The organism is Pseudomonas sp. KCJK9016 (assembly GCF_046231795.1).
GTDB classification, from domain to species: domain Bacteria; phylum Pseudomonadota; class Gammaproteobacteria; order Pseudomonadales; family Pseudomonadaceae; genus Aquipseudomonas; species Aquipseudomonas bananamidigenes.
In genome coordinates, this window is sequence record NZ_JBJJMM010000030.1 from 1 (window position 1) to 22,694 (window position 22,694).

The 22,694-nt window shown below is 59.1% G+C and carries 20 protein-coding genes and 1 pseudogene; 4 read left to right on the plus strand and 17 right to left on the minus strand.

The window, feature by feature from the left end:
- Nucleotides 1–153 precede the first annotated feature (153 nt).
- A pseudogene (ilvA, locus tag ACK6BI_RS23700) lies at nt 154–1,140 on the plus strand (threonine ammonia-lyase, biosynthetic); the annotation flags it as partial.
- Between the two features lie 29 nt (nt 1,141–1,169).
- Here ilvA and eco read toward each other — a convergent pair.
- The gene (eco, locus tag ACK6BI_RS23705; RefSeq protein ID WP_409318968.1) at nt 1,170–1,655 is read right to left on the minus strand and encodes a serine protease inhibitor ecotin; all 486 of its coding nucleotides are present in this window, start codon (nt 1,653–1,655) and stop codon (nt 1,170–1,172) included.
- Nucleotides 1,656–2,024: 369 nt separating this feature from the next.
- Here eco and ACK6BI_RS23710 point away from each other — a divergent pair, with 369 nt between their 5' ends.
- On the plus strand, nt 2,025–2,294 hold the full coding sequence (locus ACK6BI_RS23710) for a DUF1652 domain-containing protein (RefSeq protein ID WP_409318969.1): 270 nt from the start codon (nt 2,025–2,027) through the stop codon (nt 2,292–2,294).
- Here the strand turns inward: ACK6BI_RS23710 and ACK6BI_RS23715 are convergent.
- Together ACK6BI_RS23715 and ACK6BI_RS23720 are read right to left on the minus strand one after the other, a co-directional pair.
- Nucleotides 2,291–2,689, minus strand: a complete 399-nt coding sequence (locus ACK6BI_RS23715; protein WP_409318970.1) for a hypothetical protein — start codon at nt 2,687–2,689, stop codon at nt 2,291–2,293. The two genes, ACK6BI_RS23710 and ACK6BI_RS23715, sit on opposite strands and share 4 nt — an antisense overlap.
- A gap of 90 nt (nt 2,690–2,779) precedes the next feature.
- Complete coding sequence (locus tag ACK6BI_RS23720) at nt 2,780–3,046, minus strand: DUF2790 domain-containing protein (protein WP_409318971.1); 267 nt, start codon at nt 3,044–3,046, stop codon at nt 2,780–2,782.
- A 495-nt stretch (nt 3,047–3,541) separates the two neighbouring features.
- On the opposite strand from ACK6BI_RS23720, the gene ACK6BI_RS23725 reads away from it, so the two are divergent.
- Complete coding sequence (locus ACK6BI_RS23725) at nt 3,542–3,838, plus strand: hypothetical protein (protein ID WP_323160361.1); 297 nt, start codon at nt 3,542–3,544, stop codon at nt 3,836–3,838.
- Nucleotides 3,839–3,928: 90 nt separating this feature from the next.
- On the opposite strand, the gene ACK6BI_RS23730 is transcribed toward ACK6BI_RS23725, so the two are convergent.
- The 7 genes from ACK6BI_RS23730 to tssI all read right to left on the minus strand — a co-directional run bounded on the left by ACK6BI_RS23730 (nt 3,929) and on the right by tssI (nt 13,285).
- Nucleotides 3,929–6,058 (minus strand): lipase family protein, encoded by a 2,130-nt coding sequence (locus ACK6BI_RS23730; RefSeq protein WP_409318972.1) that lies wholly within the window; start codon nt 6,056–6,058, stop codon nt 3,929–3,931.
- A gap of 12 nt (nt 6,059–6,070) precedes the next feature.
- Entirely contained in the window at nt 6,071–6,865 is a 795-nt protein-coding gene (locus ACK6BI_RS23735) for a hypothetical protein (RefSeq protein ID WP_409318973.1), read from the minus strand.
- Between the two features lie 59 nt (nt 6,866–6,924).
- The gene (locus tag ACK6BI_RS23740) at nt 6,925–7,776 is read right to left on the minus strand and encodes a DUF4123 domain-containing protein (RefSeq protein ID WP_409318974.1); all 852 of its coding nucleotides are present in this window, start codon (nt 7,774–7,776) and stop codon (nt 6,925–6,927) included.
- Nucleotides 7,773–9,845 carry a type VI secretion system tip protein VgrG gene (locus tag ACK6BI_RS23745; RefSeq protein WP_409318975.1) on the minus strand — a complete coding sequence of 691 codons (2,073 nt, stop codon included), beginning with the start codon at nt 9,843–9,845 and terminating at the stop codon, nt 7,773–7,775. The genes ACK6BI_RS23740 and ACK6BI_RS23745 overlap by 4 nt, the downstream gene beginning before the upstream one ends.
- 149 nt (nt 9,846–9,994) lie before the next feature.
- A complete protein-coding gene (locus ACK6BI_RS23750; RefSeq protein ID WP_409318976.1) occupies nt 9,995–10,528 on the minus strand; it encodes a hypothetical protein in 534 nt (177 codons plus the stop codon).
- A complete protein-coding gene (locus tag ACK6BI_RS23755) occupies nt 10,525–11,088 on the minus strand; it encodes a transglycosylase SLT domain-containing protein (RefSeq protein WP_367253323.1) in 564 nt (187 codons plus the stop codon). The genes ACK6BI_RS23750 and ACK6BI_RS23755 overlap by 4 nt, the downstream gene beginning before the upstream one ends.
- Before the next feature lies 1 nt (nt 11,089).
- Complete coding sequence (gene tssI, locus ACK6BI_RS23760; RefSeq protein WP_409318977.1) at nt 11,090–13,285, minus strand: type VI secretion system tip protein TssI/VgrG; 2,196 nt, start codon at nt 13,283–13,285, stop codon at nt 11,090–11,092.
- Between the two features lie 269 nt (nt 13,286–13,554).
- Between tssI and ACK6BI_RS23765 the strand changes: the two genes are divergently transcribed.
- Entirely contained in the window at nt 13,555–14,856 is a 1,302-nt protein-coding gene (locus ACK6BI_RS23765; protein ID WP_409318978.1) for an OprD family porin, read from the plus strand.
- 144 nt (nt 14,857–15,000) lie between these two features.
- Here the strand turns inward: ACK6BI_RS23765 and ACK6BI_RS23770 are convergent, their stop codons facing one another.
- The 7 genes from ACK6BI_RS23770 to ACK6BI_RS23800 are packed head-to-tail and all read right to left on the minus strand — an operon-like array spanning nt 15,001 to nt 22,517.
- On the minus strand, nt 15,001–15,621 hold the full coding sequence (locus ACK6BI_RS23770) for a hypothetical protein (RefSeq protein WP_409318979.1): 621 nt from the start codon (nt 15,619–15,621) through the stop codon (nt 15,001–15,003).
- 44 nt (nt 15,622–15,665) lie between these two features.
- On the minus strand, nt 15,666–16,604 hold the full coding sequence (locus ACK6BI_RS23775; RefSeq protein ID WP_409318980.1) for a carbohydrate kinase family protein: 939 nt from the start codon (nt 16,602–16,604) through the stop codon (nt 15,666–15,668).
- Nucleotides 16,605–16,617: 13 nt separating this feature from the next.
- The gene (xylB, locus tag ACK6BI_RS23780; RefSeq protein WP_409318981.1) at nt 16,618–18,114 is read right to left on the minus strand and encodes a xylulokinase; all 1,497 of its coding nucleotides are present in this window, start codon (nt 18,112–18,114) and stop codon (nt 16,618–16,620) included.
- Nucleotides 18,115–18,128: 14 nt separating this feature from the next.
- Nucleotides 18,129–19,601: a mannitol dehydrogenase family protein gene (locus ACK6BI_RS23785; protein ID WP_409318982.1), complete on the minus strand. Its 1,473-nt coding sequence runs from the start codon at nt 19,599–19,601 to the stop codon at nt 18,129–18,131.
- A 15-nt stretch (nt 19,602–19,616) separates the two neighbouring features.
- Entirely contained in the window at nt 19,617–20,720 is a 1,104-nt protein-coding gene (locus ACK6BI_RS23790) for an ABC transporter ATP-binding protein (RefSeq protein ID WP_409318983.1), read from the minus strand.
- Between the two features lie 31 nt (nt 20,721–20,751).
- A complete protein-coding gene (locus tag ACK6BI_RS23795; protein ID WP_085709773.1) occupies nt 20,752–21,582 on the minus strand; it encodes a carbohydrate ABC transporter permease in 831 nt (276 codons plus the stop codon).
- A gap of 8 nt (nt 21,583–21,590) precedes the next feature.
- A complete protein-coding gene (locus tag ACK6BI_RS23800) occupies nt 21,591–22,517 on the minus strand; it encodes a carbohydrate ABC transporter permease (protein ID WP_260523464.1) in 927 nt (308 codons plus the stop codon).
- Nucleotides 22,518–22,694: the final 177 nt, after the last annotated feature.

Sequence of the window (22,694 nt, forward strand, 5' to 3'; positions counted from 1 at the left end):
GTAAAAGAGACAGGTATGGCGCTGCCAGCCAAGCATTATTACCGCCATTCCTCATTTGGCGGGCTAGCTCACGACTGCAGCACCCAACCCGCCCTAGAGGCGGGTTTCTACTTTCTGTCTCCGGGGTTTTGAATAAAAAGTCAGGAGACGACCATGCGCCACAGCCCCGCCCAGCAAGCCCTGCTTGAACAGTATGTGAAGAAGATCCTCGCCGCGCCGGTGTATGAACTGGCAGTGCGCACGCCGCTGCAATCAGCGCCGGCGTTGTCCGAAACACTGGCCAACCGGATTTTGCTCAAGCGCGAAGACCTGCAACCGACGTTCTCCTTCAAGATTCGCGGCGCCTATAACAGGCTTGTGCAGTTGAGCGATGAGCAGAAGGCGCGCGGTGTGATCACGGCTTCGGCGGGCAATCATGCCCAAGGCGTAGCGCTGGCCGCCCGCGAGCTGGGCATTGCGGCGACCATCGTGATGCCGGCGACCACCCCGGAATTGAAAGTGCTGGGCGTCAGCAGTCGCGGCGCCGAAGCGGTACTGCATGGCGACAGTTTTCCGTTTGCCTTGGCTCACGCTCTGCAACTGGCCGAGCAGACCGGCCGGACATTCGTCCCGCCGTTCGATGATCCCGATGTCATCGCCGGTCAGGGCACGGTGGCGATGGAGGTGCTGCGCCAGCATCAGGGGCCGCTCGATGCGATTTTCGTCCCGGTGGGCGGTGGCGGGTTGATTGCCGGTATCGCGGCCTACGTCAAATACCTGCGGCCAGAGGTGCGCATCATTGGCGTTGAATCGGAGCACTCGGCCTGTCTGAAGGCTGCGTTGCAAGCGGGTGAGCGAGTGGTGCTGCCTATTGTCGGCACCTTTGCCGATGGCGTGGCAGTGGCGCAGATCGGTGCCTATGGTTTCGAGGTGTGTCGCTTCTGCGTGGATGAAGTGATCACCGTCAGCAACGACGAGCTCTGCGCGGCGATCAAGAATATCTACGACGATACCCGCTCGATCACCGAGCCTTCCGGCGCGTTGGCGGTTGCGGGTATCAAAAAGTACGTGGCGCAGACCGGCGCACGGAATCAGACGCTGATCGCCATCGACTCCGGCGCCAATATCAACTTCGACAGCTTGCGCCACGTTGCCGAGCGTGTGGCGGCGTGTGGCGCTGTTGCGTGAGGTTACTCTGGAATGGCCACGCCGACCTTGTCCGAAGCCGACCAGATGCGATAACGCACCTCGACGTCCTTCGGTGCGTAGACCACGATCGGCAGCTTGCTGTTGTAGCGCACGGTGAAGCCTTCACCGATCACCGGTACGAAGGCGCGCTTTTTCTGGGGGCCGGGCGGGCAGGCCATCAGTGTGCTCATCGGGCCGCTGACTTGTTCCAGGCGGTAGAACGGATATCCCCAGCCTTCGAGGTTTTTCTCTACCAGAGTGCCGCCCAGGCGCTGGTGGTTGCAGTCGACCTCAAGGGTTTTGCCGGCGAGGATTTCGACTTTGAAGTTGTCTTCCTGAGCTTGTTGCGGCAGGTGAATGACTTGGCGGGTGAAGCCCGCTTCGGCTTTGGGGTAGGGCGCCGTGTCTTCGAGTTTGGCGGCGTGGGCAAGGGTGGAGACGCTCGCGAGCATCAGGCCGGCGGTCGCGTAGACAGTGAATTTTCCCATGGAAGCCTCCTGGCGGGTGTAGGGTGGTTAGGGGCATTTTCACTGCCGTGCGCCATGAATGCAAACCACCGGTGGATTGCAAAATGCGTGGCGCAAATGGGGTGATCTTGCATTCTGCAACGGACCAGAGACTGATGCTTTCGCCAAGCCATTGATTTTCAACGGCCTTAATACGACCCGATGGAAGGCACGTTTTATGCGTTGATCGGGTGCGGCGCACCGAGTCCGGGCGCCTACACTCCAATGGGCATTTCGCAGTACAGCCGCTTGCCACACCCAGGGATTCAGCGGGGACACACCTGCCGGGAACAGTGGCAACGGACATGTGAATACTTGATTGGCAGTCTCACAGAAAGGAGAGGGTTCGCCATGTTTTTGTCTGCCTTGGAACTGCGCAACATCATTGAAAGCAGCTTTCTGCCGAAACGCTGCCAATGCACGCTGTCTTCCGATCTGTCGATGACCGTCAAGGTCTTCGGCGACCACCAGACTGACCAGGTCGATCTGCTGGTCAGCGGTATCGATGCCAGTCACTTGAACAGCTGCCGCGAGATCAACGGCCTGATTGCCGGGTTGCGCTCCGACCTTGCGCAACACACCGCCAATCATCAGCCTGCACAGCGTATGAAAGTGGGTTAACCCACGGTTTCACCCAGTTCGACCGTCACGCGCCGGGCCTGCACGAAACCAAGGCCCAGCGCGAACTCGACCAGCACCGCGAGCAGAATCCCGGGGCCGGCATGGCCGTTGAGCCATTCGGCAAAACCCAGCGCGGCCAGACCAAAGCAGCCGACGATAAAACCGTTGCTCAGCGCATTGCGCGCGATCGACACCGGCGCGTTGCGCACCAGATAAAACATCACCCCCAACGCCGCGAACAGCACCGCCATGCGTCGTGCGACAAATCCTGCTGCCTCGGAGTACTCAATGCTCCAGATCGAAAGCAGTATTTGCGGCACGAGGCCCCAGGCCAGCGCCAGCAGGAAACACAGGGAAAAGGTGATGGTCGACAACGTGCGAAACGACAACTGCATGGCGAGTCCTTGCGGCAGTGAGGAGGGCCCCGAGCATAACCTTCGGGACCCTTGTCCGCCTACCGCAAAGCCGCAAATCAGAGCTTTCTGTCAGTTTTGGAAGTCACAGGCGTCAGACATTTTCCGGTAAGTGATTTCCTCGGGTTTGCCATTGGTGTCGATGTACTTCATGTCGGCATCGATCACTTTGCAGGCCTTGGTTGGCTGCTCGGTCATCGAGACCACCTTGGCCACGTTCAACGGCATGCCATAGGTGTACGGCACTGCTTTGGTGGTTGTGGTGTCATTGGCCTGGGCCAGCCCGGCAAACGCAGTGCAGGCGAGGACGGTGGTGAGCAGGAACGGACGAATGTTCATGGAGAAACTCCCGTGCGACGGATAGAAAGCCCGGCGTGAAACACGCCAGACCTGCCGCACTGGGCGTCAGCATCAGCTGAGTGCGTGCGGATGGTCAGAGTCTTTGACCATGGCGTTAAGCGAGGGTTAACCGGGCTGAACGCCGGCTGTCTGACGGGGGATTGTTTCTCGGGGGAGTCTCGGCGCCTTCCTACAGGAATCGGTGCCTTGTCTGCTTCCGGCGGCTGGAGCGGGGCGGTTATGGTTTTGGTGTTGCTGCAAAATCAGCGACTTAGGTTTGGTCACCTAACGTAATCACCTGTGCATGTGTGCCATTATTCGCCCCGGCGGACATTCGTGTCTGTGGAGTGCATTGCTGTGGCGGCTGTGTGCAGGGTCGCCTTCGGGCGAGCCGAGTCGGGTGGTTCTCGGTTGACCAAGCCTGTACACAGTCCGCCTCCCCATCGTTTGGTCACGGTGCTGGCGGTTACATTCAAGCTGCCTTGAGTCATTCCAATGCCAATACTGAAACTAAGCTCCGCCCGCTATCTCCCGCTCAACAGCGGCGTCACCGACAGCGCACCGCTGGTCATCGACACCGAAGCCAACCCCCAAGACATCTTCGAAGCCGCCGTCCAACGCGTACGCGCCGCCGCCGACCTGCTCGAAACCCTGCATTGCCTGTGCTTCAAACACGCCGATGTGCAGGACATTCCCCACATCACCCATGCGCTGTACCTGCTGGCGCAGGATGGCAATGATTTGCTGCAGGTTGCGCAGCAGAAAATGTTGAACTGGCAGGCGCCGGTTTGACGGAACGCAAAAGCAAAAAGGGGAGTCCGTCTGGACTCCCCTTGGTCATTGGGCTGGATGAAGCCGGTGAGATCGGATGTTCATACCGAATCACGCAGTCCTTAGCTGAGCACTGCCCGCCTGAGGAATCATCGCGAGTCGAACCTCCACATTGTTCTCTTTCTTCGCCAGCCATCGTTCAACGTTCTGATCATGTTCTGATGCCTGAGTGGCAGAACCGTAGATGTCCTCAGGTGTGAGCTTGAGATAGTTCAGGGTATGAAGGCGCTGGCGAGAGGTGTCCAGTCTACCGATTTCCGATCTCAATACGCTTGCCTGTTGCATGGCGGCTCGGCGATCGGATTGGAAAGGACTGTTCAACTCCGCCTCTTTGGCTTTCAAGCGATCCTGCATTTCCTGCAATTGGTAGTAGATCTGGTCGTATTCAGTCTTTGTAACCACCGTGCCGCCGCTTTCCTGGGTCTGTTGCCAGCGGCGCAACGTTGCCCATGCATTTGGAATGTAAGATGCCAGCATGAAGTGGTCAGACATCTTGAACAGCTGGCGGATAAACATGGCGCGATCAGGCAAGTCGCCGAACTTTTTCACCGCCCGGGTGCACGCGGCTTCTTCGATGGACTCGCATCCAGGGTTCCACAGTACGGAAGATTGCTCACGCCCTTTGAAGTGCACAGGCATAAAGTGGTGCAGATCGCCCTGATGCTCGTAAGGTGAACCTCCTGTTCGACTCAGACCCAAAGCAAAAATCAGCGCGCCAAATGGCGCCGTGATAAAGCTAAGGACGGCACCAGGCATCCAGATTCTTTTGCGAGTGTTCATCCACGGCGCTGGCACGCTTGGAATCGGATCGTTATCGTTGACCATGCGGTGGTGTGCCAAGGCCGCTGCGCCTTGAACAAAATCTGCATCGCCTGCGCGGGGTGAGCCGTATGTATAAAGCAAAATGTCATAATTTTTAGCGTTACGTCTAAGCGCCTCTGCGAGCAACGTTGCAATGGCGCCTCCAAGGCTGTGGCCACAAATAATGACTTTTTGATTAACGTGGAATCGGGTGAGGTAGGCTTGTACAAAAGTGTTGATCGCTTCATAAGCTTGGTAAAACCCTTGGTGAGCCTTACCTACACCAATTTTTACGGATATTTGCTCGGCATCAGTATCTCGTAGAAAATCGACAAACTCTAAAGTTCCACGTATGGAAACGAGTACGATTTCATCGTGATGCGTTATAAAACCCTGAGTATTTGTTCCATCATCAAATTTACTGTCGTCAAAGAAATGCAACTTTGCCGGGTGCTCTTGGTTGGCGCCTGACTCTGGCTTGTTCTGGTCATATAGGGTTGGATCGTACGGCAGAATTTCGAAACGTTTTGAGTATGGGACGTCTTCATAAAGCGGGTAGTAAGGGGATGATTGTTTCGCGTCTACCTTCCAGGACTCTTCAAAACAAGCCATACCTTCACCAAACATGTTTCCTACGCTCGGTTCTAGAGGGAAACTCACGGTGTCAGTTGGCTGTTCTGCAGGTGCCTGCCCGAAATCGCAGTAGCTTAATGCGGCGAATAATGAGAGTTGGTACAAGTTCAATGCGCTAAATTTGTTGTCTGTCGAAAGCATGGGACGGAAAGCGCGAAGCGGACGAACTTCTAGAACAGTGAGTTTATTTGGCACCAGCGCAACGCCCCAGAGGTTTGATTGCTCCGGGCCGAAGCCGATGTCTCCCATGACTTTCAGCAGATTCTGATTGGGAGGATATTTGGCTTTTGACTCGCGAGGCAGGTGCGCGTTTTTTTCAACGAGGTGGCGTACTTCGACATGAAAAAAATGGTCCGCTTCGGCTTTTGCGGGATTGTTGTCAACCCGCTGTCCATCGTCACGGACAAAGCGCGTTTTTTCGGCCCGTACTTGTAGCTCGCTGATTTTTAGCGGGTAGCTTGGTCGGGTCATCAACCAGTTATATTCTTCTTCCCCCCCGGCGTAAGGCTGATCTACTGTGAGAACAACAGGGCCTTCGTAGTGGTTCAGAACCTCCCCAAAGCCCGCCGCATCCAGCGTACCCTCATAGCGCTGTTCGACGCTGTCGGTTACAACATACTTCAGCCCAGCATAGGGCTTACCATCACCGGTTTCATCGACCAGTCGAAATCGGACTTTTGTGCCTCTTAGAGGGCACGGTTCCTTGGCATCCCCGAGTAGTGGTTGGGCTGTTTTTTTTTCCGTCATTGATGAATGTCCTTATTCGGTACACGTTGGGTAGATTGTGCAATCGCGCCCGTCCGGCATTTTGAAGGGTTTGAAATCAGTGGTGTTACCGCGGCAGAACGCATAAGGGTCTTCCAGACTCTTGCCCATGCATCGCTTCCATCCGTTGGGGAATTTTACCCAGTTATCCCCTACGGCTGGTTTTTCCTCGTGGGACAACGAGAAAGTAACTTTCAATGTCTTACCTGCCAATTGCGAGCGTTGCAGGGGGCCCTTCGCAACAGAGCCACTTGCCTGTTCCGGCGTTGCAACTGGGGTGCACTTCAGGATTTTTGCAATAATTCGGTTAGGCCCCATTGTTCGGAACAACCACTCGCACTCGCGTTGCAAAGTAGTTGGCGTAGGAAGTTTTACGTTATCAGTTGTACTCTCCTGAAACACAATGCCGGTGTAGTCCCTTCCAACATCATCAAATCCAGCAGCATATTTAGCATCAACTTCATAGTCGAAACTATTCAGAACCAATGGGCAGCCCCCCTCAACGCTGCTCAACGGAACCTGAAACTGCGCAGTCTGGACCTTCTCGCTGAGCTCCTGCCTGAAAAACTTGAAGCCAGGATGTTCCCGGCCTTTCTTCACCGGAACGGTGCAGGTTTCTCCGGGACGAGGCACGTACTGCGCCTCACCGCTAATTCGAAACCCCGGCGGAAGCTCAGTCACCAACGTAAAGCTGTCCTGCTGAGCAACCGAACAACCAGTAGCCCCAATTGCACCCAGCCCAATCATCAAACTACGAAAAAACCCATTGAAAACATTGCGATGACGCATTTGATTGTCCTTTGTCCCATGGCGGTCGTTTCGAGCGAGTGACGCCCAAGGTCTTGAATTCAATTCAGTGCGACGTCATCGCTGTGAACAGCGAAAAACCGTTCGCACCGCTCGAAATGCTTTTTCGGTGTTTCCCCCGGCAAGGGCTGCCAGGCCACATCTCCGGCATTTTGGGGGGCAAGGCGCAGGGTCAACATGAATTCCCGTTGCTCTGGTGCGTTCCATTGCCAGGCTTCGAGCAGATCCATCTGTTCTTCCAGCCATTCGAGGATTGGGCGGGTTTCGGAGAGTTTCGCGGCGGTTTCGGCGTGATACACCAACAGCCAGCGTTTCAGGTTGGCTCGCAGGATTTCGCGGGTTCGTTCCGGCGGGGTAGGGACTTGCAACCAAGGCGCCGGATTCGGCACGGCATACATGCCCGGCCTGCTGTTGTCGGCACTTTTCCACTGATCTTCATCCCAATACAGCACGCTGCTGATTGGGCCGAGCAGCAGTGGCCATTCGGTGTCTTTCATGTTGGCCAGGCAACGGGCGAGTACGCGGTTGTCCTGGAAGCGGAACAGTGAGCGGTCGCCGTCCTCGTCGATGACCATACGGGCGATCCAGTGCTGGGTCAGGCTGTCGAGATCAGCCTTGTCCATGCTGCCGATCCAGCCCCAGTTACGCTGCGGGTCATCCAGCAACTGGGTGACCGCTTCGCCGCCCGGGTTTTCGAGTTCGGTCAGCCATGGGCTGATGGCGGCGAACTGGGCGAACTCGGTACGTCGGTAGAGCTGCACCGAGCGCTGCATTACGCCGGCGCTGTACAATGGCGTGACCGGGTTCGGTTCGGCGAGGCAGTCGAGCACGAGGATCAGTACGCGATTGAGGCGCGATTGTTCACCCAGCCAGTTGTTGAGCGCGTCACTCATGCCACGGCTCCCAAATCACACTTGCCTTCACGGCAGGCCTCGCAGATCGGGCAGCGGGTGTCACCGGCCTTGCGCGCAGCTTTGGCCAGGGCCATTTGCGCGGCAGCAGGGACGAGCAGGGTACCTGCCTTGTCTTTGGCGGCGGCCCACGGGATGACCGGCTCCAGAATCTGGATACCGGAACCCACCCCCGGTGCACCACCCGTATTGGCCTTCACCTGCGCACCACTGATGGTCACACCCCCCGCATCGACCTTGACGAAACTCCCCCCGGCCTTGGCCGTCAGTTCCATCCCGCCTTCGATCACCACTTTTTCGCCAGCGTAGTAATGAATCTCCGTGCCCGCTTCCACGAACTGCCCGGTGCCGACCTTCACATGTTGGGTCACGCCCACGGTCAGGTGATCGTTGGCGCGCATTTCGCTCTTGCGGTCCAAGTGGGTGATGCGGTGTTCCTCGACCTTGAATTCGCTGAGGGTGTTGGCTTCAACGGTGTCATGCCGCTCATTGCCGACGCGGATCTTCTGGTCGTGCTCGATGTTTTCGTCCCAGTCACGCTGGGCGTGGATGTAGATCTGCTCCACGCCTTTCTTGTCTTCGATGCGGAATTCGTTGTAGCCCTTGCCGCCCGGAGAACTCAGGGTCTTGAAGGTGCTGCGGGTCTTGTTCGCCGGCAGGTCGTAGGGGACGACGTTTTCCTTGTGGTAGAGGCAACCGGTGACCAGCGGCTGGTCGGGGTCGCCTTCGAGGAAGGTCACCAGCACTTCCATGCCGATGCGCGGGATGGCGATGCCGCCGTAGGCTGCGCCGGCCCAGCCGCTGGCGACGCGCAGCCAGCAGGTGGTCTTGTCGTCGGCCTGACCTTCGCGGTCCCAATGGAATTGCACTTTCACGCGGCCGTACTGGTCGCAGTGGATTTCTTCGCCGGCAGGGCCGGTGACAATGGCGGTCTGGCTGCCGAGGACTTTCGGTTTCGGGTGTTCGAGGGCAGGGCGATAGTGGGCGTCCCACGGGGTAGCCACGAAGCTGTTGCGGTAGCCCTGATGGAAATCGCTCTTGCTGTCGGTGACGTCGCTGGTGACGTTTTCCCCCAGCACCTGCGGCTGTTTGCCTTCGTGGAAAATCTCCAGCAGCAGCCACAGGTCGTTCCATTCGGCGCGGGGGTGTTCGGCCAGAGTGAGGAAGTGGCCGGTGGTCAGGGTCGGTTCGTCACCCTGGCCTTCAGCGAGTTTATAGTCGCTGCGATGGCGCTCCAGGGCACGGGTCGAGAGGAACTTGCCGCGCTCGCGGGTGGTGAAGCGGGCGGGGTAGTCGTAGTCTTCCAGGTCCGGGGCGAATGTGGATTTGGCTGCGCCTTCGGGCAGGATCTTCGGTTTCTCGAAATCGTAGTCGCGGCGGCTGACGCGGCTGGTGCGGGTTTCCAGGCGCAGGTTGAAGCGCTTGATCACCGGTTTGTCGGCACTCATGCCGGAGTCTTGCTGGTAGTTCACCGGTTTCAGTTTGCGGAACACGGTCTGGTCGTCGCCGAACACCAGTTTGTGGCCGTTGCTGCTGTGCTGGAAGTGGAAGTGAATGCCTTCCTCTTCGCACAGGCGCTGGATGAAATGTAGGTCGGACTCGTCGTACTGCACGCAGTACTCGCGTTCCGGGTACTCGGCGCCGAGCTGGAAGCTGTAGGCGTCGGCCAGGATGCCGCGATCTTCGAGCACCTGGGCGATGATCTTCGGCACGCTGAGGTGCTGGAAAATCTGCTGGTCATGGTTGTGCCGCAGGTAGGCCAGTTGCGGCACCAGACTGATGCTGTAACGGGTCAGGGTCTTGCCGGAATCGCCTTGCTCGATGCGGTACACCAGACCATGAATCTTGCCCTCGCCGGTGGCGCCGAAGGTCAGGCAGCCGGGCTTGTGCAGGAGTTCTTCGAGTTTGAGGTCGGGACGGGCGCTGACCAGTTCGAGGTCGAAACGGAACGGTTCGTTGAGGGCTTCGCGACCGGTGAAGCTGAGAACCTGGAGGTCGGCGGAAGCGCCTTCGAGCGTGAGGGTAATGTGCGTAGCATTGGCGTCCAGCATGCCTTGATTTCCGTCCATTGAATAAGCAAGGGGCGGATGGTGCAGGATTAGCCCGGCTCGTACAACCCGCAATTGCCCGTCAGGGGCGTAGGGTTTTCCCTTAGGACGGGCGGTTTCGCCAATGGATACGAGGCTTTACGACTACGCGGTCATTTCAGTTCGATGATTTCGAAGCCTTTCTTGTCAGGCATCGCATTCATCCCTTTGGGTTCTTCCGGCTGGCCCTTTGGACTGGTGTAGTCGTAGACGATGAATTTTTCCGGGATCTCATAACCGTCGTTGGGGATGACCAGGCGCATCTGCTGCGCATTCAGGTACAGAGAAACCGGGAGGGCCTTTTCGGCAAAGTCGATTCGCTCCAGGACTTTGCTGCCCGGATGCCTGCGAATAAAGGCACCTTTCAAATACGGAGAGCCATAGTTCATGGCGTAGATCAGCCCGGAACCCGTGCATTTGGCCATTGCGACTTCACCAACAAAGTCTGAATCGGGCATGTCGGTGAAAGCCGTTTCGGTGTGGTTATCGATTTTGACGGAAAGTCTTTGCCCGTCCTCGCTGGAGGTGGACAGCAGAGAGGCCACCGAGCCGTCCGAAAGGGGGCAGTCCAGAAGGGCTTTTGGAGCGTCTGCAAAAGCGGGATCACAGGCAAGTGCGAGGAGGAAAGGGAACCACAGTTTTTTCATTTCAATGTATCCCTGAGCACTTCCATAGAGTTGGGGCTGGCGTCCAGCTTTCTGGCACATTCACTGATTTTGCGGTAATAAACCCCGTTCGATTTACCGCGGTACTTTTTGTATGCCTCCTCGGTGGAACTCGAAATGTCCAGCCAATATTGCATGTACTCGGTACCGATTCTGATGTTCTGGGCTTCGTCCCAGATAAGGGGGGACGCGTAAAAAGCCGCTCCGGCACTGAATGCCTCGTCCGTCTGGGCCTGGTTGGGCATACGACCCAGTTCCTTTTTCTTACGGTATTTATAGACTTGCTTGACTGCAGGTTCCTGCATTTGCATGAGTCCCCTGGCTGCGTGCTTCCCTCGACCGGCTTCAGGATCGAAACGCGATTCCATATAGATCTGGCAAATTACGGTGTTGGTATCAATCGTGGATTGGTTATTGGCTTCAACCAGTTTGCGGATTTCTTTCAAGCGTTTACTGTCATCCACGGCAACTTTTGCTGAGGCCGTGTCCGCTTTCGGCGTGAGTGGTTTCTGAGTGGTGGTCAGTGGTTTTTTTCCAGCCATTTCAATCGTCCCATCCTGGGTTGATCGGTGGAATGTCATCAAAGACTTCGATTACTGCCATTTCCGCTTCAGTGCTCGAAATCTTTGCGGTCTTGCCTTCTTCATTGGTGCGACCGACGATGCTTTTGCCGGAGGTGGTCCTGATAACGTAGGGAAAGTTCTTGAGCGGTAGCCCGGTGTCCTGACTGGTGACAAGAAAGTCCAGGTCATGTTCGGATTTCTCGGGGACAATCTTGCGCTCCAGCAATTGCCCGACACTCCCTACGGCGGCTGCGGCTGGAATCAGGGGAGTAAGAATCCCGATCCCGGTGCCGGTACCCGGCGCACCACCTGTGTTGGCCTTCACCTCCGCACCACTGATGGTCACACCCCCCGCATCGACCTTGACGAAACTCCCCCCGGCCTTGGCCGTCAGTTCCATCCCGCCTTCGATCACCACTTTTTCGCCAGCGTGGTAATGAATCTCCGTGCCCGCTTCCACGAACTGCCCGGTGCCGACCTTCACATGTTGGGTCACGCCCACGGTCAGGTGATCGTTGGCGCGCATTTCGCTCTTGCGGTCCAGGTGGGTGATGCGGTGTTCCTCGACCTTGAATTCGCTGAGGGTGTTGGCTTCAACGGTGTCATGCCGCTCATTGCCGACGCGGATCTTCTGGTCGTGCTCGATGTTTTCGTCCCAGTCACGCTGGGCGTGGATGTAGATCTGCTCCACGCCTTTCTTGTCTTCGATGCGGAATTCGTTGTAGCCCTTGCCGCCCGGAGAACTCAGGGTCTTGAAGGTGCTGCGGGTCTTGTTCGCCGGCAGGTCGTAGGGGACGACGTTTTCCTTGTGGTAGAGGCAACCGGTGACCAGCGGCTGGTCGGGGTCGCCTTCGAGGAAGGTCACCAGCACTTCCATGCCGATGCGCGGGATGGCGATGCCGCCGTAGGCTGCGCCGGCCCAGCCGCTGGCGACGCGCAGCCAGCAGGTGGTCTTGTCGTCGGCCTGACCTTCGCGGTCCCAATGGAATTGCACTTTCACGCGGCCGTACTGGTCGCAGTGGATTTCTTCGCCGGCAGGGCCGGTGACAATGGCGGTCTGGCTGCCGAGGACTTTCGGTTTCGGGTGTTCGAGGGCAGGGCGATAGTGGGCGTCCCACGGGGTAGCCACGAAGCTGTTGCGGTAGCCCTGATGGAAATCGCTCTTGCTGTCGGTGACGTCGCTGGTGACGTTTTCCCCCAGCACCTGCGGCTGTTTGCCTTCGTGGAAAATCTCCAGCAGCAGCCACAGGTCGTTCCATTCGGCGCGGGGGTGTTCGGCCAGAGTGAGGAAGTGGCCGGTGGTCAGGGTCGGTTCGTCACCCTGGCCTTCAGCGAGTTTATAGTCGCTGCGATGGCGCTCCAGGGCACGGGTCGAGAGGAACTTGCCGCGCTCGCGGGTGGTGAAGCGGGCGGGGTAGTCGTAGTCTTCCAGGTCCGGGGCGAATGTGGATTTGGCTGCGCCTTCGGGCAGGATCTTCGGTTTCTCGAAATCGTAGTCGCGGCGGCTGACGCGGCTGGTGCGGGTTTCCAGGCGCAGGTTGAAGCGCTTGATCACCGGTTTGTCGGCACTCATGCCGGAGTCTTGCTGGTAGTTCACCGGTTTCAGTTTGCGGAACACGGTCTGGTCGTCGCCGAACACCAGTTTGTGGCCGTTGCTGCTGTGCTGGAAGTGGAAATGAATGCCTTCCTCTTCGCACAGGCGCTGGATGAAATGCAGGTCGGACTCGTCGTACTGCACGCAGTACTCGCGTTCCGGGTACTCGGCGTTGAGCTGGAAGCTGTAGGCGTCGGCCAGGATGCCGCGATCTTCCAGCACCTGGGCGATGATCTTCGGCACGCTGAGGTGCTGGAAAATCTGCTGGTCGTGGTTGTGCCGCAGGTAGGCCAGCTGCGGCACCAGACTGAGGCTGTAACGGGTCAGGGTCTTGCCGGAATCGCCTTGCTCGATGCGGTACACCAGACCATGAATCTTGCCCTCGCCAGTGGCGCCGAAGGTCAGGCAGCCGGGCTTGTGCAGGAGTTCTTCGAGTTTGAGGTCGGGACGGGCGCTGACCAGTTCGAGGTCGAAACGGAACGGTTCGTTGAGGGCTTCGCGACCGGTGAAACTGAGGACTTGCAGATCGGCGGAAGCGCCCTCGATCGAGAAGCTGATGTGAATGGCATTAGCGTCCAGCATGCTCTGAAGTCCGTCCTTGAATTAGCAGGAGGCAAATGTAGCGGGATTCACCGAGTTCGCACAATCGTAAAGTTCTGAAGACCTGACTCTGCCTCTGAATTGAGGGTCAATTTCAGACTAAAGTCGCCTGTAGCACGTCAAAGCCATCTGCCATCATGGGCGCTCACCCCCGCGTGTTCACTTCCTCCCGACACTTCACTGTGCCGGGACGGGAGCTGTTTCTGTTTTGTTTGCGCGCCTGCGCAATCGTTGTTTTGTCGGAGTTTTCAATGCGTCCCCCATTTCCCCTCATCACCCCGCGCCAGTCGCTTGGCTTCGGAGCCTTGGTGCTGTGCGCCGGTTTTACCGCGCAGACCCAGGCCGGCGGTTTTTTCGAAGACACCACGGCGAAGATCGAATCGCGCACGGTGTATTTCAACCGCGATTTCCGCGACGGGCACACCTCTAGTGATCAGGGCGCTTCCAAGCGCGAAGAGTCGGCGCAGGGTTTCATTCTCAATCTGCAATCGGGATACACCGAAGGCACCATCGGTTTTGGTCTCGATGCGCTGGGCATGGCGGGCTTTCAGCTCGACTCCAGCCCTGACCGCAGCAACAGCGGCCTGCTGCCGTCCAGCGGCGACAACCCGCGCGGTTCGAAAGGTCAGTACGCGAAAATGGGCCTGACCGCCAAGGTGAAAGTCTCGGACACGGTGCTGAAGTACGGCGCGTTGCTGCCGGATCTGCCGCTGCTCAAGTACAACGATGGCCGCCTGCTGCCGACCATGTTCAACGGTGCGATGCTGACTTCAAAGGAAGTGAAGGACCTGACCTTCATGGCTGCACGCCTGGACAAGTACACCGCCCGGGACTCGACCGATTCCCAGGACATCCGCGTGCACTGCAAGAACAAGCGCTACGCCTGCAACACCACCGCCGATCATTTCGACATGTACGGCTTCGACTACAAGATTAACGACCGTCTGACCGCGCAGTATCACTACGCTGAACTGGAAGACATCTATCGCCAGCACTTCGTGGGTCTGCTGGCCAACCAGCCGCTGGGTGACGGCGTACTGAAAGCCGATCTGCGTTTGCTGAAAAGCGCCGACAGTGGCGATGCCAAAGCCGGTTCCATCGACAACCGGGCCTTGAGCGGCATGCTGTCCTACGGCATCAGCGGCCATACCTTCAGCGCCGGCTGGCAGCGCATGAACGGCGACAACTCGATGCCGTACCTCGATGGCAGCAACCCGTACCTGGTGAACTATGTGCAGGTCAACGACTTCGCCGCCGCGCAGGAGCGTTCCTGGCAGCTGCGTTACGACTATGACTTCAAGGCTATCGGCATCAACGGCCTGAGCTTCCTGACCCGTTACGTGAACGGCGATCACATCAAGGTGCCGGGCAGCGATCAGGAAGGCAAAGAGTGGGAACGCGACAGCGAGCTGAAGTACGTGATCCAGAGCGGTACGTTCAAGGACGTCAGCCTGCGTCTGCGTAACGCGACGTATCGGACAAACTACGAGAAGTTCGCCCGGGACGTGGATGAGACCCGGTTGATCGTGAGTTACAACTTTTCGGTGTTGTAATCGTTAGAGCTGTAGAGCCTGTTCAATTGCTTTCGCGAGCAGGCTCGCTCCCACGGGGGATCTTCAGCGGCCCCAGGATATGGGTCCGACACAGATCTCAATGTGGGAGCGAGCCTGCTCGCGAAGGCGTCTTTGCCGTCTAAGCTAAAGCCAATGCCAGAACCGGCTCCAGAACCCGCGATTCAAGTCATCCTTGCACGCCGCGTATTGCTGACCGTACATGTCCGAACGGTTTTGCACCTTGCGCGCCACCGGCGGCAGCCAAGCCTTGCTGGCATAAGTCTTCTGGCGAAAACCGCCCCAGCCTTCGTGGTAGTTGAGGTACTGGTTGTAGGCGTCGTACTTGTACACCCCGTTGATCGAGGTGGTCTTGTCCATGTACCAGCCGACGAAGTCGATGGCGTCATCGAAATCTTCACGGTCGGCGCCATGGCGACCGGTGCTTTTCTGGTAGTCGGCCCAGACTTCATCCTTGGCCTGGGCATAACCGGCGGCGGTCGAGACCCGGCCCCACGGGATCACCCACAGCAGGTATTTGCGTGGTGTCCTGGCGTCGTAGCGGTAGCCGGACTCCTGATACATGATCGCGAACGGCACCTGGATCGGCACGCCCCAGCGCTTTTGCGTGACTTGCGCGGCGTCGTACCAATCACTTTTCTCGCGGAAAATCTCGCAGAGGTTTTCCGGTGAACGCGGCGGCGATGTTCCGCAACCGCTTAACAGTGCTGCCAAAATCAAAAGTCCAGCCGTGCGCCCCGAATTCAAAAGCCGTCATCCCGTCGTGCAAAAAAGGGCGCCAGTCTACGCGGTCAGGTCAACTGATGGCGATAAGGCAGATCCGGACCGGTCTTGCTGCACGTCAGGGCGGCCGCCTGTACGGCAAACCTGAGCATGGCGTCGATCTGATCGCGTTGCAGATGCTGTACGCCGTCCACCGAATCCAGCTCATGCTCGGTCAGCCAGGTGATCAATGCGGCCTGGAAGGTATCGCCGGCACCGACGGTATCGGCGATCTTCACCGAAGACGCCGGCACCGACCATGAGCCGTGAGCACGGCTGAATACGGTCGCGCCTTCACCACCTCGGGTCAGGAACACCACCTGACAGCGATGCTGCAGCCAGCCTTCGATCACACGCTGCGGATCCTGCTCGGGGTACAGCAGGCTCAAGTCCTCGTCGCTGACCTTGATCAGGTCCGCCAGTTGCACCAGTGTGGCGATCCGCTCGCGCCACAGGTCGATGTTCGGCTCGGGATTGAGGCGCACGTTCGGGTCGAGGCTGATCAGGCGTTTGCCGCTTTCGCGTTGAATCAGGGCGAGCAGGGTATCGGCCACCGGTTGCACCACCAGCGAGAAAGAGCCGAAGTGCAGGCCGCGTACTTCAGGCCCGAGCGTCGGCAGATGCGCCAGGCTCAGTTGCCGGTCGGCACAACCTTCGCCACGGAAGCTGTAATGCGGCGAGCCATTGGCGCCCACCGCGACCATGGCCAGTGTGGTCGGGGCGGCGAAATCCACCAGATAATCCGGGCGTACGCCTTCGTCCCGCAGCACTTGCTGCAAGCGCCGGCCGAGGTAATCGGTGGACAGCCCGGCGAACAGTGCCGAGTCCACGCCCAGGCGACGCAAACCCACTGCCACGTTGAATGGCGAGCCACCGGCAATCGCCTTGAAATTGACTTTCGATGCCTGCCCACCGGCATCGTCTTGGCTGAAGAAATCGAACAGCGCTTCGCCACACACCAGGTACATAGTTGTTTGCTCTTTATAAGGTTGCGACATGCTGTCGATAGCGTTCATAGGCCTGCTGGAAGGCCGCGACATTGGCGGCAACCGGCAGGGTTTCACTGTTCAGGTCGAGCTTCACGCAGCGCTCGCACAAGTCGGCCAGGCTGTCTTCGTGGCCATTCGACCACGACTTGCACCATGCCGCCTGAATCGCCGCGCCGAGGGCGGCGGCTTCGCTTTGCTCGGTGCAGATCACCGGGGTGTTCATGATGTCGGCGACGATCTGCCGCCACACCGCACTTTTCGAGCCGCCGCCGATCAGGCAAATGCTGCGGCTTTGTAAACCATTCTGGCGCAACAGATCCAGTCCGTATCGCAAGCCGAAGGTCGTGCCCTCGACGGCGGCACGGCACAGATTGGCACGGGTCAGGTTATCGATGGTCAGGCCATGCAGGCTGCCTGTGGCGTGGGGCAGGGGAGGCACGCGTTCGCCGTTGAGGAACGGCAGCATGCTTACGCCTTCGGCGCCGATCGGCGCCTGGGCAACCAAGGCATTGAAGGTGTCGAGATCCAGTTTGAACAGCTCGCGGATCGCCCCGGTGGCGTTGGTCAGGTTCATGGTGCAAATCAACGGCAGCCAACCGCCGCTGGATGAGCAGAAGGTCGCGACCGAGGCGTCCGGGCTGACCCTGGGCGCCTCGGCGTAGGCGTACACCGTGCCGGACGAGCCGAGGCTCATGGTGATCGCTCCCGGCTGAATATTGCCGGTGCCGATGGCGCCCATCATGTTGTCGCCGCCACCGCTGGACACCAGCGCATTGGAGTTAATGCCCAGAAGCTCGGCAATCGCCGGCAGGATCGTGCCCACGGCTTGATGGGCGTCGATCAGTTCCGGCAGCGCCGCTTGCAGACGGCCACTGGCATCGATATCACGCAGCAGCTGCAAATCCCACTGGCGGGTGCGCACATTGAAATAGCCGGTGCCGGATGCGTCACCGTATTCGCTGCACGCACGGCCGGTCAGCCAGAAGTTCAGGTAGTCGTGGGGCAGCAGGATCTTCGCGATGCGTGAGAATACCGCGGGATGTCGCTCCTTGGTCCACAACAATTTGGAAACGGTATAGCCCGGCGCGATGACCACGCCGAGGCGTTCCAGCGCGCTTTTTTCGCCGCCCAGCCAAGTCAGCAGGCGATCGTTTTCTGCCGTGGTTTCGGTGTCGCACCAAAGCTTGGCCGGGCGCAGCACCTGGCCCTGGTCGTCGAGCAGCACCAGACCGTGTTGCTGGCCGGAAACACCGATGCCGAGGATCGACTGGCCGTCTACCTTCGCTGCCAGCAGGGCGCGGCGGGTGGCGAGGGCGAAGGCTTCCAACCATTGCGCGGTGTCCTGCTCGCGGCGGCCGTTGGCACCGCTGATCATCGTGTGGGCAGCGGCACCCTGGCCCAGCACCTGACCGCTGGTGGCGTCGAGGATGATGGCTTTGGTGCCTTGGGTGCCGCAGTCGATGCCGAGGAAGAGTTGCTGGGTTGTCATGAGTGTTTCACCCGTCAGGACAGAATGCTTTCCAGCGTCCGCGTCACGCCTTCCTCACGCAAGCTGTTCAGGCACCACTCGAACGCAGCGACAAACTCTGGCGAACGCGGTATCGCCGTTCCGAAAATCTCCTCAACCCCCAGCAGCCGTTCAGTGATCAACGCGTCATCCGCCACCAATCCCTGACAAAACGCCGCCCGAGGGTCCGGAATCGAGTAGGTGTCGCCATTCTCGTCAACACCTTTCAAGTAAAGCGCCCAGGCCGCCACGACCAGTGCCGCCCGTTTGGTCTCGCGCCCGTCAGCGACCAACCGATTGATCGTCGGAATGGTGAACTTGGGAAACTTCGACGAACCGTCCGAACACACCCGCTCCAGTTGATCGGCAATCGCCTGGTTGGAGAATCGTGCCACCAGCGTGTTCTTGTATTCGGTCAGATCGATGCCCGGCACCGGTGCCAGTTGCTGGGTCACGTCCAGGTCCATATAGGCGCGCATGTAGCGAACGAACAACGGGTCGTTCATGGTTTCGTGGACGAAACGGTAACCCTTCAAAAAGCCCAGATAGGTCAGCGCCAGATGGCTGCCGTTGAGCAGTTTGATCTTCATCTCTTCGTAGGGCGAAACATCGTCGGTGAACTGCACACCGACCTTTTCCCAGGCCGGGCGGCCGTTGACGAATTTGTCTTCCAGCACCCATTGCACGAATGGCTCGCAGACCACCGGCCAGGCGTCGTCGACGGCGTGTTTGTCTGCCAGTTGCAGGCGATGCGCAGTGCTGGTCATCGGCGTGATGCGGTCGACCATGGCATTGGGGAAGCTCACGTTGGCATCGATCCAGTCACGCAGGTCCGGATCCAGCAGTGCCGTGAAGGCCAGCAGCGCCTTGCGGGTGACGGCGCCGTTGTGCGGCAGGTTATCGCAGGACATCACGGTAAACGCCGGAATGCCCGCTGCGCGTCGTTTGGCCAGGGCCGCGCAGAGGAAACCGAACACGGTTTGCGGCTGGCGCGGGTAGGTCAGGTCGTGCTGAATCTGCGGCAGGTGCGCCATGAACTCGCCATTGCTGTCATCGATGCAGTAGCCGCCCTCGGTGATGGTCAGCGAGACGATACGGATCTGCGGATCGGCGAGTTTGTCGATCAGCACCTGAGGGCTGTCCTCGGCCAGCAACATGTCGCGGATCGCACCGATGACCCGCACTTCGGTGTCGTCGCTGTCACCCAGTTCGAACAGGGTGAACAGGTAATCCTGTTCCTTGAGGTCGTCCCGGGCGCGGCGGTCGTCGGCGCGCAGGCCGACGCCGCAAATGGCCCAGTCCAGCGCTTCGCCGGTGTTCATCAGTGCATCGGTGTAGTACGCCTGATGCGCACGGTGGAAACCGCCGACGCCGATGTGGGCGATGCCCTGGCGGGTGTCGCTGAGGCTGTAGGCCGGGAGTTTCACTTCGGCAGCGAGGCGCTGGAGGTTTTGCTTGTTGAGTTTCATCGGTCGGTCTCGAAATCAGGCGGCGGCGCGCAGCGGCCGGGTCAATGCCACGCCGTCGGCATCGAACAGATGGCAGTGGGCGGCGTCCAGGTGCAGGTTCAGTTGTTCGCCGTAACGGCTCGCCAGATCACCGCGCACGCGCAGGGTCAGGGCTTCGCCGGCGTTGGTCGTGACGTGGCAGAAGGTGTCGCTGCCCAGTCGTTCGCTGACGTCGGCGGTGACTTGCAGGGTGCAGTCGCCGGGTTGTGCCAGCTCCAGATGTTCGGGGCGAATGCCGAGGGTCACGGCGCTGCCGACGCTGAGGTGCGAGGCGTTGAACGGCAGAGTGATGCGGGTGCCGGCGTCCAGCGAGACTTCGCAGGTCGGGCCATCGATTCGGGCAATCTTGCCTTTGAGGAAGCCCATTTTCGGCGTGCCGAGGAAGCCTGCGACGAACAGGTTGGCGGGGTGGTGATACAGCTCCAGCGGCGAGCCGACCTGCTCGATTTTGCCGCCATTGAGTACCACGACCTTGTCGGCCATGGTCATGGCTTCGACCTGATCATGGGTCACATAAATCATGGTGGCGTTCAGATCTTTGTGCAGACGCAGCAGCTCCAGGCGCATCTGTACCCGCAGGGCGGCGTCAAGGTTGGACAGCGGTTCGTCGAACAGGAAGATTTTCGGGTTGCGCACGATCGCCCGGCCGATGGCCACGCGCTGACGCTGGCCGCCGGACAGCTGTTTCGGTTTGCGTTCCAGCATCGGGCCCAGTTCGAGAATGCGCGCCGCTTCGCCGACTTTTTTCTCGACTTCGGCCTTCGGCACACCGGCCAGATCGAGGGCGAACGACATGTTTTTCTTCACGGTCATGTGCGGGTACAGCGCATAGGTCTGGAACACCATCGCCAGGTCACGTTTGGCCGGGCTGACTTCGGTGATGTCGCGCCCGTCCAGCTCGATGGTGCCGCCGCTGACTTCTTCCAGCCCGGCGATCAGCCGCAGCAGGGTGGATTTGCCACAGCCCGACGGGCCGACGAACACCACGAATTCCTTGTCGTTCACCTCAAGGTCGATGCCCTTGATGATGGAAAAACCTTCGAAGCCTTTTTGCAGATTCTTGATTTTCAGGTTGGCCATGGTGGCGCTCCTTTTGCGAATTCTTTGAGGGCTATTTCACGGCGCCGAACGACAGGCCGCGGACCAGTTGTTTCTGGCTGATCCAGCCAAAGATCAGGATCGGCGCGCAGGCCAGGGTCGACACGGCTGACAACTTGGCCCAGAACAAGCCTTCGGGGCTTGAGTAGGAGGCGATCAACGCGGTCAGGGGCGCGGCTTTGGACGAGGTCAGGTTCAGCGACCAGAACGCCTCGTTCCAGCACAGGATCAGCGACAGCAGCACGGTCGAGGCCAGGCCGCCCTTGGCGATGGGCAGCAGCACGCGGAGCATTTCCTGGGCAAGGGTGGCGCCGTCGAGGCGGGCGGCTTCGAGGATGTCTTTGGGGATGTCCTTGAAGTAGGTGTAAACCATCCAGACCACGATCGGCAGGTTGATCAGCGTGTAGATCACGATCAGCGCGATGCGTGTATCCAACAGGCCGAAACTCTTGGCCAGCAGGTAGATCGGCATCAGTACGCCCACCGGCGGCAGCATCTTGGTGGAGAGCATCCACAGCAGCGTGCCTTTGGTGCGCTGGGTTTCGTAGAACGCCATCGAGTAGGCCGCCGGCACCGCGATCAGCAGGCACAGGGCCGTGGCGCTGAAGGAAATCACCACCGAGTTCCAGGCGAAACTGAAGTAGTCGCTGCGCTCGTTGATGTGCAGGTAGTTCTCCAGCGTCGGCGTGAAGAACAACTGCGGCGGCGTGGCGAAGGCGTCGATTTCGGTCTTGAAACTGGTCAGCACCATCCAGAAGATCGGGAAGAAAATGATGATCGCGATGGCCCAGGCCAGTGTGCCGAGCAGCAGGCTTTGCAGCCGGCGGGATTGTTGAAGAGTCATGGCAGGCCTCAGGCTTTGTCAGTCAGGTTTTTGCCGATCATCCGCACCAGAATGATCGCGGCGATGTTGGCGATGACCACGGCGATCAGGCCGCCGGCCGAGGCCATGCCGACGTCGAACTGCACCAGCGCCTGGTTGTAGATCAGGTAGGCGAGGTTGGTCGAGGCGTAGCCGGGGCCGCCGTTGGTGGTGGTGAAGATTTCGGCGAACACCGACAGCAGGAAGATGGTTTCGATCATCACCACCACGGCAATCGGTCGCGCCAGATGTGGCAGGGTCAGGTGCCAGAAAATCGCGACGGGACCGGCGCCGTCGAGGCGGGCGGCTTCTTTCTGTTCCTGGTCGAGGGACTGCATGGCCGTCATCAGGATCAGGATCGCGAAGGGCAGCCATTGCCACGACACAATGATGATGATCGACAGCAGCGGGTAATGGGCCAGCCAGTCCACCGGTTGTGCGCCGAACAGCTTCCAGATGTAAGCCAGGATTCCGGACACCGGGTGGAAGATCAGGTTCTTCCAGATCAGCGCCCCGACCGTGGGCATGATGAAGAACGGCGAAATCAGCATCACCCGCACGATGCCGCGACCGAGGAATTCACTGGCTTCCAGCAGCGCACTGATCAACACGCCGAACACCACGCTGATCAGCAGCACGCTGCCCACCAGCAACAACGTGTTGGTGGCACCGGGCAGGAACCCGGAGTCGGTCAGAAAGAAAGTGAAGTTATCCAGCCCGACAAACTCGTTGATGCCCGGGTCGAGCAGGTTGTAGCGAATCATCGAGAAATAGACGGTCATGCCCAGCGGCACGATCATCCACAGCAGCAACAGGGCCACCGACGGGCTGACCAGAAACCAGCCGGGGTTGGCCACGCGGTTTTTGCGCCGGGGTTGCGACAGGTCGATGTGTGCTTTGGCAGTTGAAGTATTCATGGCGGTGGTCACTTACTCGGAAACAGCGAGATATCTGTGGCGAGGGAGCTTGCTCCCGCTCGGCTGCGAAGCAGTCGTTAACCGGTCAACACGGTCTGTCTGATAAACCGCATGTCTGGTTTTTGGGGCCGCTTTGCAGCCGGCGGGAGCAAGCTCCCTCGCCACACTTGAAATCAG

What these genes read in the sequence shown, in the direction of transcription:
- eco (WP_409318968.1), bottom strand. Translation starts at nt 1,655, where the DNA reads ATGGGAAAATTCACTGTCTACGCGACCGCCGGCCTGATGCTCGCGAGC.
- ACK6BI_RS23710 (WP_409318969.1), top strand. Translation starts at nt 2,025, where the DNA reads ATGTTTTTGTCTGCCTTGGAACTGCGCAACATCATTGAAAGCAGCTTT.
- ACK6BI_RS23715 (WP_409318970.1), bottom strand. Translation starts at nt 2,689, where the DNA reads ATGCAGTTGTCGTTTCGCACGTTGTCGACCATCACCTTTTCCCTGTGT.
- ACK6BI_RS23720 (WP_409318971.1), bottom strand. Translation starts at nt 3,046, where the DNA reads ATGAACATTCGTCCGTTCCTGCTCACCACCGTCCTCGCCTGCACTGCG.
- ACK6BI_RS23725 (WP_323160361.1), top strand. Translation starts at nt 3,542, where the DNA reads ATGCCAATACTGAAACTAAGCTCCGCCCGCTATCTCCCGCTCAACAGC.
- ACK6BI_RS23730 (WP_409318972.1), bottom strand. Translation starts at nt 6,058, where the DNA reads ATGACGGAAAAAAAAACAGCCCAACCACTACTCGGGGATGCCAAGGAA.
- ACK6BI_RS23735 (WP_409318973.1), bottom strand. Translation starts at nt 6,865, where the DNA reads ATGCGTCATCGCAATGTTTTCAATGGGTTTTTTCGTAGTTTGATGATT.
- ACK6BI_RS23740 (WP_409318974.1), bottom strand. Translation starts at nt 7,776, where the DNA reads ATGAGTGACGCGCTCAACAACTGGCTGGGTGAACAATCGCGCCTCAAT.
- ACK6BI_RS23745 (WP_409318975.1), bottom strand. Translation starts at nt 9,845, where the DNA reads ATGCTGGACGCCAATGCTACGCACATTACCCTCACGCTCGAAGGCGCT.
- ACK6BI_RS23750 (WP_409318976.1), bottom strand. Translation starts at nt 10,528, where the DNA reads ATGAAAAAACTGTGGTTCCCTTTCCTCCTCGCACTTGCCTGTGATCCC.
- ACK6BI_RS23755 (WP_367253323.1), bottom strand. Translation starts at nt 11,088, where the DNA reads ATGGCTGGAAAAAAACCACTGACCACCACTCAGAAACCACTCACGCCG.
- tssI (WP_409318977.1), bottom strand. Translation starts at nt 13,285, where the DNA reads ATGCTGGACGCTAATGCCATTCACATCAGCTTCTCGATCGAGGGCGCT.
- ACK6BI_RS23765 (WP_409318978.1), top strand. Translation starts at nt 13,555, where the DNA reads ATGCGTCCCCCATTTCCCCTCATCACCCCGCGCCAGTCGCTTGGCTTC.
- ACK6BI_RS23775 (WP_409318980.1), bottom strand. Translation starts at nt 16,604, where the DNA reads ATGTACCTGGTGTGTGGCGAAGCGCTGTTCGATTTCTTCAGCCAAGAC.
- xylB (WP_409318981.1), bottom strand. Translation starts at nt 18,114, where the DNA reads ATGACAACCCAGCAACTCTTCCTCGGCATCGACTGCGGCACCCAAGGC.
- ACK6BI_RS23785 (WP_409318982.1), bottom strand. Translation starts at nt 19,601, where the DNA reads ATGAAACTCAACAAGCAAAACCTCCAGCGCCTCGCTGCCGAAGTGAAA.
- ACK6BI_RS23790 (WP_409318983.1), bottom strand. Translation starts at nt 20,720, where the DNA reads ATGGCCAACCTGAAAATCAAGAATCTGCAAAAAGGCTTCGAAGGTTTT.
- ACK6BI_RS23795 (WP_085709773.1), bottom strand. Translation starts at nt 21,582, where the DNA reads ATGACTCTTCAACAATCCCGCCGGCTGCAAAGCCTGCTGCTCGGCACA.
- ACK6BI_RS23800 (WP_260523464.1), bottom strand. Translation starts at nt 22,517, where the DNA reads ATGAATACTTCAACTGCCAAAGCACACATCGACCTGTCGCAACCCCGG.